The sequence below is a fragment of the Agrococcus beijingensis genome, assembly GCF_030758955.1.
GTDB classification, from domain to species: domain Bacteria; phylum Actinomycetota; class Actinomycetes; order Actinomycetales; family Microbacteriaceae; genus Agrococcus; species Agrococcus beijingensis.
The window spans coordinates 2,532,743-2,549,763 of sequence record NZ_CP132360.1; the positions used below are offsets into that span (position 1 = coordinate 2,532,743).

Annotated in this window: 16 protein-coding genes; 11 read left to right on the top strand and 5 right to left on the bottom strand. The window is 72.8% G+C overall.

The features are described 5' to 3' along the window. Positions 1 to 18: 18 nt before the first annotated feature. A complete protein-coding gene (locus tag Q9250_RS12335; RefSeq protein WP_306232176.1) occupies positions 19 to 864 on the bottom strand; it encodes a sugar phosphate isomerase/epimerase family protein in 846 nt (281 codons plus the stop codon). A gap of 100 nt (positions 865 to 964) precedes the next feature. On the opposite strand from Q9250_RS12335, the gene ilvD reads away from it, so the two are divergent. The 8 genes from ilvD to Q9250_RS12375 all read left to right on the top strand — a co-directional run bounded on the left by ilvD (position 965) and on the right by Q9250_RS12375 (position 9,717). Beyond that, positions 965 to 2,662 carry a dihydroxy-acid dehydratase gene (gene ilvD, locus Q9250_RS12340; protein ID WP_306232177.1) on the top strand — a complete coding sequence of 566 codons (1,698 nt, stop codon included), beginning with the start codon at positions 965 to 967 and terminating at the stop codon, positions 2,660 to 2,662. Positions 2,663 to 2,694: 32 nt separating this feature from the next. Next, positions 2,695 to 4,482: an acetolactate synthase large subunit gene (locus Q9250_RS12345; protein ID WP_306232178.1), complete on the top strand. Its 1,788-nt coding sequence runs from the start codon at positions 2,695 to 2,697 to the stop codon at positions 4,480 to 4,482. Beyond that, complete coding sequence (ilvN, locus tag Q9250_RS12350) at positions 4,482 to 5,000, top strand: acetolactate synthase small subunit (RefSeq protein ID WP_306232179.1); 519 nt, start codon at positions 4,482 to 4,484, stop codon at positions 4,998 to 5,000. The genes Q9250_RS12345 and ilvN overlap by 1 nt, the downstream gene beginning before the upstream one ends. A gap of 36 nt (positions 5,001 to 5,036) precedes the next feature. Then, entirely contained in the window at positions 5,037 to 6,062 is a 1,026-nt protein-coding gene (gene ilvC, locus Q9250_RS12355) for a ketol-acid reductoisomerase (RefSeq protein ID WP_306232180.1), read from the top strand. 152 nt (positions 6,063 to 6,214) lie between these two features. Continuing rightward, positions 6,215 to 7,705 (top strand): FAD-dependent oxidoreductase, encoded by a 1,491-nt coding sequence (locus Q9250_RS12360; RefSeq protein WP_306232181.1) that lies wholly within the window; start codon positions 6,215 to 6,217, stop codon positions 7,703 to 7,705. Between the two features lie 30 nt (positions 7,706 to 7,735). Then, complete coding sequence (locus tag Q9250_RS12365) at positions 7,736 to 8,725, top strand: DUF2332 domain-containing protein (RefSeq protein WP_306232182.1); 990 nt, start codon at positions 7,736 to 7,738, stop codon at positions 8,723 to 8,725. A 255-nt stretch (positions 8,726 to 8,980) separates the two neighbouring features. Further along, complete coding sequence (locus tag Q9250_RS12370; RefSeq protein ID WP_306232183.1) at positions 8,981 to 9,373, top strand: hypothetical protein; 393 nt, start codon at positions 8,981 to 8,983, stop codon at positions 9,371 to 9,373. Further along, positions 9,370 to 9,717 carry a hypothetical protein gene (locus tag Q9250_RS12375; RefSeq protein WP_306232184.1) on the top strand — a complete coding sequence of 116 codons (348 nt, stop codon included), beginning with the start codon at positions 9,370 to 9,372 and terminating at the stop codon, positions 9,715 to 9,717. Before Q9250_RS12370 ends, Q9250_RS12375 begins: the two co-directional genes overlap by 4 nt. 19 nt (positions 9,718 to 9,736) lie before the next feature. Here Q9250_RS12375 and Q9250_RS12380 read toward each other — a convergent pair whose 3' ends face one another. Then, entirely contained in the window at positions 9,737 to 10,132 is a 396-nt protein-coding gene (locus Q9250_RS12380; protein WP_306232185.1) for a DoxX family protein, read from the bottom strand. Positions 10,133 to 10,260: 128 nt separating this feature from the next. On the opposite strand from Q9250_RS12380, the gene serA reads away from it, so the two are divergent. Next, positions 10,261 to 11,853 (top strand): phosphoglycerate dehydrogenase, encoded by a 1,593-nt coding sequence (gene serA / locus Q9250_RS12385; protein ID WP_306232186.1) that lies wholly within the window; start codon positions 10,261 to 10,263, stop codon positions 11,851 to 11,853. A 33-nt stretch (positions 11,854 to 11,886) separates the two neighbouring features. Here the strand turns inward: serA and Q9250_RS12390 are convergent, their stop codons facing one another. Next, on the bottom strand, positions 11,887 to 12,600 hold the full coding sequence (locus Q9250_RS12390; protein ID WP_306232187.1) for a hypothetical protein: 714 nt from the start codon (positions 12,598 to 12,600) through the stop codon (positions 11,887 to 11,889). Positions 12,601 to 12,700: 100 nt separating this feature from the next. Here Q9250_RS12390 and Q9250_RS12395 point away from each other — a divergent pair, with 100 nt between their 5' ends. After that, on the top strand, positions 12,701 to 13,426 hold the full coding sequence (locus Q9250_RS12395) for an alpha/beta fold hydrolase (protein ID WP_306232188.1): 726 nt from the start codon (positions 12,701 to 12,703) through the stop codon (positions 13,424 to 13,426). A gap of 147 nt (positions 13,427 to 13,573) precedes the next feature. On the opposite strand, the gene Q9250_RS12400 is transcribed toward Q9250_RS12395, so the two are convergent. Beyond that, a complete protein-coding gene (locus tag Q9250_RS12400) occupies positions 13,574 to 14,764 on the bottom strand; it encodes a sensor histidine kinase (RefSeq protein ID WP_306232189.1) in 1,191 nt (396 codons plus the stop codon). A 73-nt stretch (positions 14,765 to 14,837) separates the two neighbouring features. Then, positions 14,838 to 15,377, bottom strand: coding sequence for a TetR/AcrR family transcriptional regulator (locus tag Q9250_RS12405; protein ID WP_306232190.1), 540 nt, complete (start codon positions 15,375 to 15,377; stop codon positions 14,838 to 14,840). 78 nt (positions 15,378 to 15,455) lie between these two features. Between Q9250_RS12405 and Q9250_RS12410 the strand changes: the two genes are divergently transcribed. After that, positions 15,456 to 16,976 carry an MFS transporter gene (locus Q9250_RS12410; RefSeq protein WP_306233991.1) on the top strand — a complete coding sequence of 507 codons (1,521 nt, stop codon included), beginning with the start codon at positions 15,456 to 15,458 and terminating at the stop codon, positions 16,974 to 16,976. Positions 16,977 to 17,021: the final 45 nt, after the last annotated feature.

The following is a 17,021-nucleotide window of genomic DNA, read 5'->3' on the forward strand; positions in this document are numbered from 1 at the left end:
GAGCGGCCGAGCCCCGGCTCAGGCCGGCGGCTCGGGGACGGAGCCGACCGACTCGGCGGGCTGCGCCGCCGCGTCGCGCTGCCCCAGGTGCTCGCGCGCGAACTCGAGCGTCTCGACGAGCAGCCGCATGCGGTCGCGCTCCGACCGCGCGTGCCGCGTCTTGATCTCGGCGATCACCTGCCCCGTCCACTGCTGCTCGGCGAGCATCTGCAGCACCTCGGCGACCGGCTCGTTGCCGTGGCCGGGAATGAGGTGCTCGTCGAACACGCGCCCCTCCTCGGCGGCCACGCCGTCGGTGAGGTGCAGGTGCCGCAGCCGGTCGCCCAGGTCGCGCGCGAGCTGCATCGAGTCGCGCTTCGCGAGCGCGCAGTGCGAGAAGTCGAGGGTGGCGTGCTCGACGTCCATCAGGCTCGGGTCGATGCCGGGCAGGTAGGCCTGCCGGTCGATGCCGCCCGCCGCCCAGGGGAACATGTTCTCGACCGCCACCTCGACGCCGTGCTTCTGCTCGGTCTGCCGCACCGCATCCTCGAAGGTCCTGGCGTACTTGCCCTGCCACCGGAAGGGCGGATGCACGACCACGGTGGGCGCGCCGACCTCGACCGCGAGCTCGGCGGAGCGGTCGAGCTTCACGAACGGGTCGCGGCCCCAGACGAAGGTGGTCAGGAGCACCACCGGCGCGTGGATCGCCATGATGGGCTGCTCGTAGCGCTCCGCGAGCTCGAGGAGGCGCTCGGGCGAGCGGGTCTTGGCATCGGTGGTGACCATCACCTCGACGCCGTCGTAGCCCGCGTCGCGCGAGAGGCGGAAGCCGTCCTCGACCCCCTTGGGGAAGACGGAGATCGTGCTCAGGCCGACCTGGATCATGCTGACGACGGTAGACCCTCCCGGTGGGCGACATGCTCCACGAACGCCTCGGACTCTGCGCGAGACCGATCTGACATCCCGCGCGGCGTAGGATCGGGCCATGCCTGAGATCGACATCAAACCGCGCTCGCGCGCCGTCACGGACGGCGTCGAGGCCACCACCAGCCGGGGCATGCTGCGTGCCGTCGGCATGGGCGACGGCGACTGGGAGAAGCCGCAGATCGGCATCGCCAGCTCGTGGAACGAGATCACCCCCTGCAACCTCTCGCTCGACCGCCTCGCGCGCTCCTCGAAGGAGGGGGTGCACGCCGGCGGCGGCTACCCGCTGCAGTTCGGCACCATCTCGGTCTCGGACGGCATCTCGATGGGCCACGAGGGCATGCACTTCTCGCTCGCCAGCCGCGAGGTGATCGCCGACAGCGTCGAGACCGTCGTGATGGCCGAGCGCCTCGACGGCACCGTGCTGCTGGCCGGCTGCGACAAGTCGCTGCCCGGCATGCTGATGGCCGCGGCCCGCCTCGACCTGGCGAGCGTCTTCGTCTACGCCGGCTCGATCGCGCCCGGATTCGCGAAGCTCGAGGACGGCACGATCCCGCAGTCGATGACGATCATCGACTCGTTCGAGGCCGTCGGCGCCTTCAAGGCCGGCAAGATCTCGGCCGAGGACCTGCACCGCATCGAGTGCGGCTTCGCCCCGGGCGAGGGCGCCTGCGGCGGCATGTACACCGCCAACACGATGGCGTGCGTCGCCGAGGCGCTCGGCATGAGCCTGCCCGGCTCGTCGACGCCGCTGTCGGCCGACCGCCGCCGCGACTTCTACGCCCGCCGGTCGGGCGAGGCTGTGGTCGAGCTGCTGCGCAAGGGGATCACCGCCCGCGACATCCTCACCAAGGAGGCGTTCGAGAACGCCATCACCGTCGCCATGGTGCTCGGCGGCTCCACCAACGCGGTGCTCCACCTGCTCGCGATCGCGCACGAGGCCGAGGTCGAGCTGACCCTCGACGACTTCCGCCGCGTCGGCGCGCGCTCGCCGCACCTGGCCGACGTGAAGCCCTTCGGCGCGTACGTCGCGCAGGACTTCGACCGCGTCGGCGGCATGCCGGTGGTCATGAAGGCGCTGCTCGACGCCAGCCTGCTGCACGGCGACGTGCTCACCGTGACCGGCCGCACGCTCGCCGAGAACCTCGCCGAGCTCGCGCCCGCCCCGATCGACGGCACGGTCGTGCGCGCGCTCGAGAACCCCCTGCACGCCACCGGCGGCCTGACGATCCTCGACGGCACGCTCGCCCCCGACGGCGCGGTCGTGAAGACGGCCGGCTTCGACGCCGAGGTGTTCGAGGGGCCGGCGCGCGTCTTCGACCGCGAGCGCGCCGCGATGGACGCGCTCACCGAAGGCCGCATCCAGGCGGGCGACGTCGTCGTGATCCGCTACGAGGGCCCGAAGGGCGGCCCGGGCATGCGCGAGATGCTGGCGATCACCGCCGCCATCAAGGGCGCTGGCCTCGGCAAGGATGTACTACTCTTGACGGACGGCAGATTCTCAGGCGGCACAACCGGCCTGTGCATCGGCCACATCGCCCCTGAGGCGGTCGACTCCGGTCCGATCGCCTTCGTGCGCGACGGAGACCGCATCCGTGTCGACATCGCCGCTCGCTCGCTTGACCTGATCGTCGACGAGGCAGAGCTCGCCTCCCGGCGTGAGGGCTGGGAGCCGCTGCCACCGCGCTACACGCGCGGAGTCCTCGCCAAGTACGCCCGACTCGTGCAGTCCGCCGCCCAAGGCGCTGTCACGGGCTGACGTCCGTCATGCGTGACGAGTCCAGGAGAGCCATGTCCATCGCACCCAGGCCTGCCGCACCGCGCAGCGCCGAACCACCGATCCTGACCGGATCCGGTGCCGTCCTGAAGTCGCTGGAGCTGCTGGGCGTCACCGACGTCTTCGGCATCCCCGGCGGCGCGATCATCCCGTTCTACGACGAGCTCATGCAGCAGACGGCGATCCGCCACATCCTGGTGCGCCACGAGCAGGGCGGCGGCCACGCCGCCGAGGGCTACGCCGCCGCCACCGGCAAGGTGGGCGTGTGCCTGGCCACCTCCGGCCCCGGCGCGACCAACCTGGTCACGGCCATCGCGGATGCGTACATGGACTCGGTGCCGATGGTCGCGATCACCGGCCAGGTGTTCAGCCACCTGATCGGCACGGATGCTTTCCAGGAGGCCGACATCACCGGCATCGTGATGCCGATCACCAAGCACACCTTCCAGGTGGCGCGCCCCGAGGACGTGCCGGCCGTGCTGCGCGCCGCGTTCCACATCGCCTCGACCGGCCGCCCCGGACCGGTGCTCGTCGACATCACGAAGGATGCGCAGCAGGACTCGGCGCCGTTCGTCTGGCCCGACAAGGTCGACCTGCCCGGCTACCGGCCGGTGCTGAAGGCGCACGGCAAGCAGATCACCGCGGCCGCGCAGCTGCTGTCGGCCTCGGAGCGCCCGCTGCTCTACGTCGGCGGCGGCGTGATCCGCGCGAAGGCGTCGGACGAGCTGATGGAGTTCGCCGAGGCGACCGGCGCGCCGATCGTGACGACCCTGATGGCGCGCGGCGCGTTCCCCGACTCGCACCCGCAGCACCTCGGCATGCCCGGCATGCACGGCTCGGTGCCGGCGGTGCTGGCGTTCCAGGAGTGCGACCTGATCATCGCGCTCGGCGCCCGCTTCGACGACCGCGTCACCGGCAAGGTCAAGGAGTTCGCGCCGAACGCGAAGGTCATCCACGTCGACGTGGACCCTGCGGAGATCTCGAAGATCCGCGCCGCCGACGTGCCGATCGTGGGCGACGTGCGCGAGGTGCTCACCGACCTGTCGATCGCCTTCCAGGAGCTCGCCCAGAGCGAGCGGCCCGACCTCACCGACTGGTGGGAGCGGCTGCAGGGCCTGCAGGAGCGGTTCCCGCTCGGCTTCTCGCAGCCGACCGACGGCAAGCTCTCGCCGCAGCACGTGATCCAGCGCATCGGCGAGCTCACCGGCCCCGAGGCGATCTACGCCGCCGGCGTCGGCCAGCACCAGATGTGGGCGGCGCAGTTCATCAAGTACGAGCGCCCGAACGCGTGGCTGAACTCCGGCGGCGCCGGCACCATGGGCTACTCGGTGCCCGCGGCGATGGGCGCGAAGGTCGCGGAGCCCGACCGCGTGGTCTGGTCGATCGACGGCGACGGATGCTTCCAGATGACCAATCAGGAGCTCGCCACCTGCACGCTGAACGACATCCCGATCAAGGTCGCGATCATCAACAACTCGTCGCTCGGCATGGTGCGGCAGTGGCAGAGCCTCTTCTACGAGGGTCGCCACTCGTTCACCGACCTCGAGACCGGCGACGACGCGAAGATGATCCCCGACTTCGTGAAGCTCGGCGAGGCCTACGGCTGCCTCGCGATCCGCGTCACGAAGCCGGAGGAGATCGACCCGGCGATCAAGCTGGCGCTCGAGACCAACGACCGCCCGGTCGTGATCGACTTCATCGTCTCGAAGGACGCCATGGTGTGGCCGATGGTGCCGCAGGGCGTCTCGAACTCGTTCGTCCAGTACGCCAAGGAACACAGCCCCGTCTGGGAGGAGGAGTGATGAGCACCCACGTCCTGTCGCTCCTCGTCGAGGACAAGCCGGGTCTGCTGACCCGCGTCGCGGGCCTGTTCGCCCGCCGCAGCTTCAACATCGAGTCGCTCGCCGTCGGCAAGACCGAGGTGCCGGGCCTCAGCCGCATCACCGTCGTCGTCGACGTCGAGGACCAGCCGCTCGAGCAGGTCACGAAGCAGCTGAACAAGCTCATCAACGTCGTGAAGATCGTCGAGCTCGAGCCCGGCCAGTCGGTGCAGCGCGAGCACATGCTGATCAAGGTCAAGGTCGACAACTCGACCCGCTCGCAGATCCTCGAGGCGGTCACGCTCTTCCGCGCGCGCGTCGTCGACGTGAACGCCGACGCGCTCGTGATCGAGGTCACCGGCGACTCGCCGAAGTGCCAGGCGCTGCTGCGCCTGCTCGAGCCCTACGGCATCAAGGAGATCGCGCAGTCGGGCCTCCTGGCCGTCGGCCGCGGCGGCAAGTCCATCAGCGAGCGCGTGCTCAAGTCCGACAACCGCTGATCACCCAAGCTTCAGAAACCAACGAAGGAGAGACTCATGACTGAGGTCATCTACGACGACGGTGCCGACCTCGGCATCATCCAGGGCAAGAAGGTCGCCATCATCGGCTACGGCTCGCAGGGCCACGCCCACGCGCAGAACCTGCGCGACTCGGGCGTCGAGGTGCGCGTCGGCCTGCAGCCCGAGTCGAAGAGCCGCGCGAAGGCGACGGAGGCGGGCTTCGAGGTGGGCACGCCCGCAGAGGTCGCCGAGTGGGCGGACGTCGTCGTCCTGCTCGCGCCCGACCAGCACCAGCGCGGCATCTACGCGAACGAGATCGCCCAGCACATGGGCGAGGGCAAGACGCTCGTCTTCAGCCACGGCTTCAACATCCGCTTCGGGTACATCGAGGCGCCCAAGGGCGTCGACGTGGTGCTCGTCGCGCCGAAGGGCCCGGGCCACACCGTGCGCCGCGAGTTCCAGGCCGGCCGCGGCGTGCCCGTGATCGTCGCGGTCGAGAACGACGCGACCGGCTCGGCATGGGCGATCGCCTGGTCGTACTCGAAGGCGATCGGCGGCCTGCGCGCCGGCGGCATCACCACGACGTTCACCGAGGAGACCGAGTCCGACCTGTTCGGCGAGCAGGCAGTGCTCTGCGGCGGCGTCTCGCAGCTCGTGCAGTACGGCTTCGAGACCCTCACCGAGGCCGGCTACCAGCCCGAGATCGCCTACTTCGAGGTGCTCCACGAGCTCAAGCTCATCGTCGACCTCATGTGGGAGGGCGGCATCGCCAAGCAGCGCTGGTCGGTCTCCGACACGGCCGAGTACGGCGACTACGTCTCGGGCCCGCGCGTCATCGACCCGAGCGTCAAGGCCAACATGCAGGCGGTGCTGAAGGACATCCAGACGGGTGCCTTCGCCGAGCGCTTCATCGCCGACCAGGACGCCGGCGGCCCCGAGTTCAAGGAGCTGCGCGCCAAGGCCGAGGGCCACCCGATCGAGGCGACCGGCCACAAGCTGCGCGGCCTGTTCGCGTGGGAGCAGCCGGACGCCGACTACACGGACGGCTCGGCGCAGCGCTGACCCGGCAGTCGATCGAGTAGCCGCCGCAGGCGGCGCATCGAGACGTGATGCGACGAAGGGCGGGAACCCATGAGGGCTCCCGCCCTTCGTCGTGCGCGGACCTTGGAGCCCGCCGATTGCGCGGCGACGCCGCCGGGCGTTGAGTGGGCGGCATGACCTCCCTCTGGCATGCCTCCGGTCCGACGATCGCGCTCGAGAAACCTCAGCAGCGCGACGGCTTCGACGCCGTGGTGGTCGGCGCCGGCATCACCGGTCTCACCACCGCAGCGCTGCTGGCCGAGCGCGGCGCCCGGGTCGTCGTGCTCGAGGCGCGCGAGGTGGGTGCCGCCGCGACCGGCAGCACCACCGCGAAGCTCAGCCTGCTGCAGGGCGATCGCCTGCACCGCATCCTGGGGCTCGCGCCCCGCGACGCGGTGCAGGCGTTCGTCGACGGCTCGCTCGAGGGCGCCCGGCAGCTGCGCGCGATGCTCGACGGCACCGAAGCGCTGCGCTCGAAGCCGGCGGTCTCCTATGCGACGACCGCAGAGGGCGCCGAGGCGGTCGACCGCGAGCTGCATGCCGCGGCCGAGCTCGGGCTGCCCGTCGAGCGCGGCGGCGCCGCCTCGCTGCCGTTCGAGATGAGCGCGGCGATCCAGCTCGCCGACCAGGGCGAGCTGGATCCGATGGCGATGCTGGCCACCCTCGCCGAGCTGCTGCGCAGTCGCGGCGGGCGCATCGTGCGCGCCTCGGTGCGCCGCGTGCGCGTCAGCGGCGGCCGTGTCTCGGTCGAGACGGATGCGGGGGCATGGTCGGCGCGCACCGTCGTGCTCGCCACGGGTGCGCCCGTGCCGGCGCGCGGCAGCGCCGCGATGCTGGGCGCGCACCGCTCCTATGCCGCGTCGTACCGCACCTCGGCGCCGCTGCCGGCCGTGATGGCGCTGGGGGTCGACGCTCGCGGGCACTCGCTGCGGACCGCCCGCATCGACGGCGAGGAGCTGCTGATCGCCGGCGGCGGCGGCCACGCCGTGGGCCGCCATCACGATCCGCGCGAGATCGTGGCTGAGCTCGACCGCTGGGTGCACGCGCACTGGCCCGATGCCGAGCGCACGCACGCCTGGAGCGCGCAGGACTACCGCACGCCCGATCGCTTGCCGTGGATCGGCGCTCGGCCGGGGTCGCGCGGCCGCGTGCTGCTGGCGACCGGCTTCGACAAGTGGGGCATGAGCTCGGGCGCGATGAGCGCCCTGGCGCTGGCGGGCCGCATCGACGGCGCCGAGCCCGAGTGGGCGGAGATGCTCCGTCGCCGCGGCACCACGCCCGCCGCCGCGGGCTCGCTCGTGGGCACGGTCGCCGCGACGGCCCGCGCACAGGTCGTCGCGGTCAGCCGGGCGCTCGCGCCGGCGTCGCCCCCGGCCGAGGGCGAGGGTGCGCTCGGCCGCAGCGGCCTGCGACTGGTGGCGACCTCGACGGTCGACGGCGAGACCCGGCAGGTCTCGGCCGTCTGCCCGCACGTGGGGGCGCTCGTGCAGTGGAACGCGCAGGAGCGCAGCTGGGACTGCTCGGCGCACGGCTCCCGCTTCGCGCCCGACGGCACCCGCCTCGAAGGGCCGGCCGCGTGCCCGCTCAGCGCCGCGCGAGCACCGGAGGGCGCGCAGCGGCACTGACCGGCGCTCGCCTGCTGGCAGAGTGGGCGGGTGGAGAGCGTGCGCGACGACCAGCGAGTGAGCCAGGCCTACCTGCGGTGGGCCGAGGTCGAGGCCGAGGGTCGCTCGCCCCGCTACGCCGAGTGGGCGCGCGGCGTCGCAGGCGACGAGGCGCTGTGCGCTGCGCTCGGCGAGCTCGAGCCGCTCAAGCGGCAGCCGAACCTGCTGTTCGCGGCGGCCCGCTTCGAGGGGGTGCCGCTGCAGCCGTGGAGCGCGGTCCGCGACATGATCGCGGGGGCCTGGGAACCCATCCGCTCGACCATGCTCGCGCGCATGACGCAGACCAACGAGGCACGCCGCATGGCCACGCTGCTGCCCGCGATCGCGCACCTCGAGGGCCCGATCGCGCTCGTCGAGGTGGGCGCGTCGGCGGGGCTGTGCCTCTACCCCGACCGCTGGCGCTACCGCTTCGGCGCCGGCAAGTACGTCGGCGACGCGAACCTGCCGCTGCTCGAGACCGACGCCTCCCCGTCGACGCCGCTGCCCGCCACGCTGCCGCAGATCGCCTGGCGCGGCGGGCTCGACCTGCAGCCGCTCGATCCCGACGACCCCGACACCAAGGCGTGGCTCGAAGCGCTGGTGTGGCCGGATGCCTCCGGTGGCGTCGACGGGGCACGCGTCGACCGGGTGCGCACCGCGATCGCGATCGCGCGCAGGGAGCGCGCGCACCTGCGCCGCGGCGACCTGACGACCGACACGCGCGCCCTCGTCGAGGAGGCGGCGCAGCAGGCGCCGACCGTCGTCGTCTGGCACTCCGCCGTGCTCGCCTACGTCGCCGCGTTCGAGCGCGCCGCGTTCGCCGACCTGATGGGCGAGCTGCCGGTCACCTGGGTGGCGAACGAGGGGGCGACGCTCGAGATCGGCCCGCCGGCGCCCTGGGCGCAGCCGGGCGACTTCGTGCTGCGCCGCGACGCCGAGCCGGTCGCGGTCACCGACCCGCACGGCGCCGCCATCACCTGGCTCGACGACATCCCGCGCTGACGGCCCGACCTCGCCCTCGCACAACGCAAGCCCGATCGATGGTCTGCGGGCGCGGCAGCCGCCGCCTGTCGCCTGGCGGCCGATTCCGGCGGATGGGCTTGCGTTGTGCGCGAGCAGGTTCTCAGCTCCAGCGGTGCCGGTGCCGGTGCCGGTGCCCGGTGCACAAGGCCCGGGACGGGCCTCGGCGCTGGGGTCGCGGCGGAGACCCGAAAGGGGCTCCGCTCCAGAGCTCCACCGCGCAGTAGGCTCGATCGGGTGAGCCGCGACGAGGAAGCCTTCCGCTGGGAGGGCGACGACGAGCCCGATCCCCCTACCCTCGACGACGACCGGGCGGCCGACGACGCGGCCGGGCGCGACGCATCCGCCGTCGTCGAGCGCCCGGCGCGCGGCCCCCTCGGCTGGCTGACGCTCGCGCTCGCGGTCGCCGCGACCGCCGGCTGGATCGTCGTCATCGTCGCCAACCCGGTGCAGCAGCCGAGCCTGCTCGGCCTCGTGATGTACCAGCTGGGCGAGCTGCTCGCGGTCATCGCGCCGCTGCTGTGGTGGTGGTGCGTCGACCGGCTGGCGACGGCCCGTCGTGCGCCCTGGTGGCTCGCGGGCCTGGTCGTCACCGCGCCGTGGCCGCTCGTGGCGGGGGTGCTCGCATGACCGAGCGCGCGCCGGGCGAGGAGCGTGGCGGCGACGCATGGATCGTCGCGCTGCTGCTCGCCCTCTTCTTCGCCTACGACACGGTCGAGGCGGCCACCAACCTGCAGCAGCTGCCGCTGCTGTACACCGGCGCCGACATCGCCGGCGCGATCCCGTGGTGGCTGCTGATCGCCGGCGTCGCCCTGCCGGGCCTGCTGTTCGCCCTGTCGCTGTGGGTCGGTCGGCGGATGCGCCTGGTCGCCCGGGCGGGCATCATGCTGCTCGCGCTCGCCGTCAGCGCGCAGGCCAGCCTGCTCGCCGAGCAGCTCGCGCGGCAGATCGCCGTCGCGGCGCTGGGCGGCTAGCCCGAGGGGACTTCGGGCCTCAGATCACCGCGACGAGCAGCAGCACGCCCAGCAGCGCCTGCCCGATGGCGCGCGGCACGACGGGCACCGCCGCGGGGCCGAAGCGCTCGGGCTCGCGCGCGGCCTGCACGTTGGCGGGGAAGACGGCGATCAGCAGCGCGATGAGACCGAGCCCGGCCGCGAAGCGCACGCCCCACCACGGTGCGAGGAGGCCCACGCCGCCGATGATCTCGGCGATGCCCGAGACGGTCACGAGCGTCGGCGCCCAGCGGCGCTCGGGCCCGGCGAGGCCGGCGGGGATCATCGCGGCCATCGCCTTCCGCACGCGCGGCACGAAGTGGGTCGCGCCCATGCCGATGAAGATCAGGGCGAAGAGGATGCGCAGCACCAGCTGCGCGATTGCGAAGGCGTCCATCGTCCCCATTCTCCCGCACGCCCGTGGCGCCCCGTGACGCCCGCTCGCGAGCGGGCACGCGTCGCTCGGTAGAGTTGGGGCTCTTGGCACGACGACGTGCTGCCTGCCACACACCGCGAGGAGTCCGCATGTCCAAGCCCGTCGTCCTGATCGCCGAGGAGCTCTCGGCCGCCACCGTCGATGCCCTCGGGCCCGACTTCGAGGTGCGCAACGTCGACGGCACCGACCGTGCCGCGCTCTTCGCGGCCCTCGCCGACGCATCCGCCGTGCTCGTGCGCAGCGCGACGCAGATCGACGCCGAGGCGCTCTCGCACGCGCCGAAGCTCAAGGTGATCGCCCGCGCCGGCGTCGGCCTCGACAACGTCGAGATCCCCGCCGCCACCAAGGCCGGCGTCATGGTCGTGAACGCGCCCACCTCGAACATCGTCTCGGCCGCCGAGCTCGCCATCGCGCACCTGCTGGGCCTCGCCCGGCACATCCCGGCAGCGGATGCTTCGCTGAAGGCCGGTCAGTGGAAGCGGTCGGCGTTCACCGGCGTCGAGCTCTACGAGAAGACCGTCGGCATCGTGGGGCTCGGCCGCATCGGCGTGCTCGTCGCCGAGCGCCTCGCCGCCTTCGGCACGAAGCTCATCGCCTTCGACCCGTTCGTCAGCCCCGCCCGCGCCGCCCAGCTGGGCGTCGAGCTGCGCTCGCTCGACGAGCTGATGGCCGAGAGCGACTTCATCACGATCCACATCCCGCGCACGCCCGAGACGGTCGGCCTCATCGGCGAGGCGCAGTTCGCGCTCGCGAAGCCGACCTTGCGCATCGTCAACGCGTCGCGCGGCGGCATCATCGACGAGGCCGCGCTCGCCTCGGCGCTGCGTGCGGGCACGATCGCCGGCGCCGGCATCGACGTGTTCGTCTCCGAGCCGCCGAAGGACGACGCGCTCACGAGCGCCCCGAACATCCAGGTCACCCCGCACCTGGGCGCCTCGACCGACGAGGCGCAGGAGAAGGCCGGCGTCGCCGTCGCCCGCTCGGTGCGGCTCGCGCTCGCCGGCGACCTGGTGCCGGACGCGGTGAACGTCGCGGGCGGCATCATCGACGAGTACGTGCGCCCCGGCATCGCGCTCGCCGAGCGCCTCGGCCAGTTCGCCGCGGGCCTTGCGGCCGGCCCGGTCGAGGCCGTCGACGTCGCGGTGCACGGCGAGCTCGCCGCCTACGATGTCAAGGTGCTGCGCTTGGCCGCGCTGAAGGGCTTCTTCTCGTCGATCGTGAGCGAGCAGGTGACGTTCGTGAACGCGCCGGTGATCGCCGAGTCGCGGGGGGTGACCAGCGACCTGAGCGCCGACGAGCGCAGCGACGAGTACCGCAACGTGGTCGAGATCGTCGTCGCCTGCAGCGACGGCCGCCGGGTGAGCGTCGCCGGCACGCTGACGGGCCCGAAGCAGATCGAGAAGATCGTCGCCGTCAACGGGCAGTCGGTCGAGGTGCCGATGGCCGAGCACTTCGTGGTGATGGAGTACGAGGACCGCCCGGGCATCGTCGCCGCCTACGGCGCAGCGTTCGGCGAGGCCGAGATCAACATCGCCGGCATGCAGATCGCCCGCACCACGGCAGGCGGCACGGCGCTGTCGATCATCACGATCGACCAGGCCGCGCCCGACGCGCTGGTCGACCAGCTCGGCACGCAGATCGCGGCGAAGGCGATCCGGCAGATCGAGATGCGCGAGCTCTAGCGGGCAGGCGCCGGCGGGCGGCCGCCGGCCGGTTCATCCCGCCGGCCAGACGTCCATCGTCTCGAGGAACGCCTCGAGCACCTCCCGTGCAGACCCCATGCCCCGCACGGGGAAGCTTGAGGCGCGCCAGACGGCGAGGGTGACGATGCGCGAGGCGTGGTCGCCGCCGGTGACGTAGGCGTGCACGTCGAACTCGAACGGCACGAGCAGGCCCGGGTGGCAGTCGCGCCGCTCGAGGCAGAGCGGCTCGGCGCGCTCGCCGATCGTCGCGCAGCTCGGGTCGCCGATCTGCAGGCAGAGCTCCTCCGCCCAGGTCTGCACGCCCTCGAGCGTCTCCCCGCCGCTGTACGGCACCGACCAGAGCGTGATCCAGACGTCGCCCGCCGCCGACATGAAGCCGTCCTGACCGGGGCTCTCGATCGCGCCCGCGTCCTCCGCCATCGACCACTCGCGCTCGGCCGGCACGACCGTCCAGCCGGGCGGATGCGCGAGGTCGACATCGTGGATCTCGGAGGAGTAGCGGATCCATGCGCGGGCGTCGACCGCCTCGCCCACCGGCGTGCCGAGGATCGACGGCGTGGGCGTGGGCGTGGGCGCCGGTTCGGCCGGGGCCGCGGTGGGTGCGGGGCTCTGCTCGGTCGGCGTGCTGGCCGGGGGCGACTCGGTGGGCTCCGGCGGGGTCGCGGTGCACCCCGCGGCTCCCGCGGCGAGCAGGATCACCAGCGCTGCGCATCGCATCCACGACATGGCGCGACCCCCTCCGAGACCATTCACGCTACGCCCGATGCGCGCCCCGCAGAAGCGTCGACCTGGCAGGGTGTCAGCCGCCGCCAGTAGCGTCGCAGCCATGGACACCACGAGATCCGCCCGCATCATCCTCGTCCCCGGCTTCTGGCTCGGCGCTTGGGCGTGGGACGAGGTCGCCGCCATCCTGCGCGAGCAGGGTCGCGACGTCACCGCTCTCACCCTGCCGGGCCTCGAGCCCGAGCATCCGGCGCGCGGCGAGGTCTCGCTCGAGGATCACGTCGGCGCCATCGAGGCCGCCATCGGGGCGGGCGAGGGCCCGGTGCTGCTGGTCGCGCACAGCGGCGCCGCGATCCCCGCGACCGTCGCGCTCGACCGGAACATCGACCGGATCCCGCGCACCGTCTGGGTCGACACGGCCCCCGTCGTCGACGGGAGCGCGATGGACGCGTCGTTCGAGGGCGACGAGATGCCGCTCGATGCATTGTGGGAGGAAGAGCTCGGGCAGGGCTCGATGCGCGACCTCACCGACGAGCAGCTCGCCCAGTTCCGCCGCCGCGCGGTGCCCGAGCCTGCGGGCGCGGTGCGCGACCGGCCGTCGCTCACCGACGACCGGAGGCTCGACGTGCCGGCGACGATCGTCTGCACCGCCTACTCGGCCGACGACTACCGCTCGTACGCCGAGCAGGGCGCATCGTTCCTGGCCGGTGTGCTCGAGCATCGGGCGCTGACCATGATCGACCTGCCCACGGGCCACTGGCCGATGTGGTCGAAGCCCGCAGAGCTCGCCGCCATCATCGCCGACGAGGCAGACGCCGCGGCGCGCTGATCGGTCGCTGCCCTGCGGCGCCGGCCCTGACTTGAGACGCCGGCACAGACTTGCGGCGCCGGCCCTGACTTGAGACGCCGGCACAGACTTGCGGCGCCGGTCAGCGCTCGGGCAGCAGCACCCACACGCTCGCGCCGCCAAGGGGCNTCAGCGCTCGGGCAGCAGCACCCACACGCTCGCGCCGCCAAGGGGCGAGTCGTCGATGCCGATGCGCCCGCCGTGCGCCTCGACGATCCGCCGACAGGTCGACAGGCCGATGCCCAGCCCCTCGACGTCGCTCGCGCCCCGCTCGAGCAGCGCGAAGACGCGCTCTCGCTGCTCGAGCGGCACGCCGGGGCCGTCGTCGTCGACGGTGATGCGCCAGCCGCCGCTGAGCAGCTGCGCCCGCACCTCGACGACCGGGGCCTCGCGGGTCGCGGCGCTGAACTTCACGGCGTTCGCCACCAGGTTCTGCAGCAGCGCCCGCAGCTGCGTCGCGTCGCCATCGACCTGCGGCAGCTCGCCGACCGACACCGTGGCCGACGACGCGCGCAGCTGAGCATCGAGGTCGTCGACGACGTCGCGGAGCACCGCGCCGAGATCGACCGGCTCGCGCCGCGCCTGCCCGCCGAGCCGAGCGAAGTCGAGCAGGTCGGCGACCATCGCGCCCATGCGGGAGGCGGCCGACTCGGCGCGCTCGAGCGCTCGCGACGCCTGCGGCGCATCTGCCAGCTCAGGGCTGTCGGTCGCGAGCTCGAGGAAGCCCTGCAGGGCCGCGAGGGGATTGCGCAGGTCGTGGCTGACCTGCGCGGCGAAGTGGGCGAGCTGGTCGTTCGAGCGGCCCAGCTCGCGGGTGATGCGTCGCAGCTCGAGCACGTCGATCACCTGGTGGGCGAGCAGCCGCAGCGAGCGGCTCGCCTCCTCCGTCAGGTCGCCGACCGCCTCGTCGAAGACGCAGAGCGTGCCGATCGGCACCCCGTCGGGCGTGATGAGCGGGCTCGAGGCGTAGAAGCGCACGTCGGCGATCTCGCCGGTCACGAACGGGTTGTCGCGGAAGCGGTCGTCGGCCCGGGCGTCCGGCACGACGACGTGGCCGGGCTCGCGGAAGACGACGGCGCACATGGAGTCCTCGCGCGAGCAGACGCTCGGCTCGAACCCGATGGCGGCGATCTGGTGCTGATCGCGGTCGTCGATGATGTTGATCACCGCGGTCGAGACCCCGCAGATGACGGCGGCGAGCTGCACGAGCCCCTCGAGGTCGGGCTGCGGCGGCTGCCCGATGACGCGGTACTCGGCGATCGCCTCGCGCCTGGTCACGTCCTCCGCCTCGCGGCGCGTGATCTCCTCGACTGCGCTCACGCACATCCCTCCGTCGCTCGTGCGGCCAGGCTATCCATGGTGAGAGCGCAGACGGCGGATGCGGTGGGTCGCGTCAGGCGCCGAGCCGGCGCGCGATGCGCAGGAGCACCTCGACCTCGTCGCCCGCCCGCTGCGCCTCGAGGGCGCCGAGGGCGGAGCGCAGGTAGACGCCGTCGGAGAGCAGCACGATCGCGAGGGCGAGCTCCTCGTCGCCCAGGCGCTCGGTGAGCGCGGCGGCGTAGTCGTCGTCCTGCCGCTGGAGCGCGGCACGCGCGAGGGCGCCGCTGGGCGCCTGCGCGAGCCGCACCACCGCCACGATCGCCCGGTCGAGCGGCGAGCCCGATGCGACCGAGGTGCGCAGGAAGGTCTCGACCATGTCGTCGGCCTCGCGCAGCGCCTGGATGTCGGCGGCCCCGAGCTCGTCGAGGCGCTCGATCAGCCCCGCCTCCAGCGCCGCCTTGGAGCCGAAGTGGTAGAGCAGTCCGCCCTTGGAGACGCCCGCGCGATCGGCGACGGCCTGCACCGTCGCGGCGCGCTCGCCGCCCTCGATGAGCAGGCTCTCGTAGGCGTCGAGCAGCTGTGCTCGAACGGTGCCGGAAGCGACGCGGGCCATGGCTCCGAGCATAGCCTTTCCAGCAAACCGTCCAGACGGTACAGTTGCGTGGTCATGGATGCGGAAGAGGAGCGGCAGATGCTGGAGCAGCGCGAGACCGACGGCGCGATCGCGCCGCGCGCGGGTCGTCGGGAATGGGTGGCGCTCGCGGTGCTGATGCTGCCGGTGCTCGTCATCTCGATCGACAACACCGTGCTGGGCTTCGCGCTGCCGCAGATCGCGCTCGATCTCGAGCCCGACGCCGCGCAGCAGCTGTGGATCGTCGACGCCTACTCGCTGGTGCTCGCCGGCCTGCTCGTCGCGATGGGCGGCCTGGGCGACCGCTTCGGGCGCCGACGGATGCTGCTCATCGGCAGCGCCGGCTTCGCGGTCGTCTCGGTGCTGGCCGCCTTCGCGCCGACCGCCGCCGCGCTGATCGCCGCCCGTGCCGCGCTCGGCTTCTTCGGCGCGATGCTCATGCCCTCGACGCTGTCGCTGATCCGCTCGACCTTCCCGCACCGCGGCGACCGGCGACTCGCGATCGCGGTCTGGGCGACCGCGTTCTCGGTCGGCAGCGCTGTCGGCCCGACCGTCGGCGGGGTGCTGCTCGAGCACTTCGCCTGGGGCTCGGTGTTCCTGCTGGCCGTGCCGCTCTTGGTGCCGCTGCTCGTGCTCGTGCCGCTGCTCGTGCGCGAGAGCCGCGACCCCCGTCCCGGGCGGTTCGACGCCCTCGGCATCCTGCTGTCGATCCTGGCGCTCGGCGCGCTCGCCGCCGGCATCAAGCACGTGGCGCTCGAGGGGCTCGACGTCGTGGCGCTCGGCCTCGCCGCCGTCGCCGTCGCGGCGGGCTGGGGCTTCGTGCGCAGGATGCGGGCGTCGGCCGCGCCGATGCTCGACGTCGACCTGCTGCGCATCCCCGCGTTCTCCGGGGCGATCGCCATCAACCTGCTCAGCGTGATGGCGCTGGTCGGCGCGATCTTCTTCCTCACCCAGCACCTGCAGCTGGTCGAGGGCATGTCGACCCTCGACGCGGCGCTGCTGCTCATCCCGGGCACGGTCGCGATGGTGGCCACCGGCCTCGGTGTGGTGCCGCTGGTGCGGCACATGCCGGCACACCGGGTCGTCGCCCTCGGCCTGGCCAGCTCGATGGCGGGATACCTCGTCGTGGCGCTCAGCGGCGATGCGCTGTCGCCGCTGCTCGTCGCGGTCGCCTACGGGCTGCTCGGCGCCGGTGTCGGCGCGGCCGAGACGCTCTCGAACGAGATCGTCGTCAACACCGCACCGCCCGAGCGGGCCGGTGCCGCGAGCGCGGTCAGCGAGACCGCCTACGAGCTGGGCGCCGTGCTCGGCACGGCGCTGCTGGGCGGCGTCGTCAGCGCCGTCTACCGCGGGTCGCTGGTGCTGCCGACGGGCATCGGTGCGACGGATGCCGTCGCGGCGCAGGAGACGCTCGCCGGCGCGCTCGACGTCGCGGAGCGCCTGCCGGCGGCGCTGGGCGACGCGCTAGCCGCCGCGGCGAAGGCCGCCTTCGACGCCGGAGCGCTCGCGACGGCCGTCACTGGCGCGGCGCTGATGGCCGTGTCGATCGTGATCGCGCTGCGGGCGCTGCGCCGGGCATAGCGAAGCGGCAGGGGATCGATGCCCCTGCCGCTTCGGCCGATCGTG